The sequence below is a fragment of the Streptomyces sp. NPDC045022 genome, from assembly GCF_056432605.1.
Window position 1 is genome coordinate 1 of sequence record NZ_JBWKIR010000090.1, and the last position, 1046, is coordinate 1046.

A 1046-nucleotide genomic window follows, 5' to 3' on the forward strand; every position below is an offset into this window, starting at 1 on the left:
TCAACCACAACCCACAACTGCCATGGTCCTTCCTCGCCCACACCGGACTCACCATCCACCCACCACACCCACTGAACTTACGAAAAGATCAGTAAGAGCCATCTCATTTGGCGTGTTCGGTAGGCTGTCGGCCGTGGTGGGGATCGTTGAGCGGCTGGCGCCGGACGAATTGTGGGACCTGTTCCAACGCGTGGTGCCGGAGGCACCGACGCGGCCTCAGGGCGGTGGGCGACGGCGCCATGGTGACCGCGAAGTGCTGGCTGCCATCGTGTTCGTGGCCACCTCAGGCTGCACATGGCAGCAGCTGCCGGCAGCGTCATTCGGACCGTCCGGAGCGACGGCCCACCGGCGCTTCGCCGAGTGGACGAAGGCCAGGGTGTGGGCCAAGCTCCACCGCCTGGTCCTCGATGAGCTCGGCTCCCGCGGCGAGCTGGACTGGTCCCGCTGTGCGATCGACTCGGTGAACATGCGGGCCATGAAAAGGGGGACCTGACAGGTCCGAATCCTGTCGACCGGGGCAAGTACGGGGCGAAGATCCACTTGATCACCGAACGGACCGGTCTGCCTCTGTCCGTCTGAATCTCCGGGGCGAACCTGCACGACAGCCAGGCTCTGATCCCGTTGGTGAAGGGCATACCGCCGATCCGCTCCCGTCGAGGAAGCCGACGACGCAGGCCGGGAAAGCTTCACGCCGACAAGGGATACGACTACTCCCACCTGCGGCGATGGTTACGCGGGCGCGGTATCAGGCACCGTATCGCCCGCAAGGGTGTCGAGACCTCGCAGCGGCTGGGCCGCCACCGCTGGACCATCGAGCGCACCATGGCCTGGCTCGTCGGCTGCCGCCGCCTCCACCGACGCTACGAGCGCAAAGCCGAGCACTTCCTCGCCTTCACCAGCATCGCTTGCACACTCATCTGCTACCGCAAACTCGCCAAATGAGATGACGTTTTACTGATCTTTTCGTAAGTTCAGTGGGTGTGGTGGGTGGATGGTGAGTCCGGTGTGGGCGAGGAAGGACCATGGCAGTTGTGGGTTGTGGTTGA

The 1046-nt window shown here is 64.1% G+C and carries 1 pseudogene; it reads left to right on the plus strand.

The features are described 5' to 3' along the window. The first annotated feature begins 142 nt into the window (after nucleotides 1-142). A pseudogene (locus AC07C1_RS41280) lies at nucleotides 143-942 on the plus strand (IS5 family transposase). The last annotated feature ends 104 nt before the right edge of the window (nucleotides 943-1046 follow it).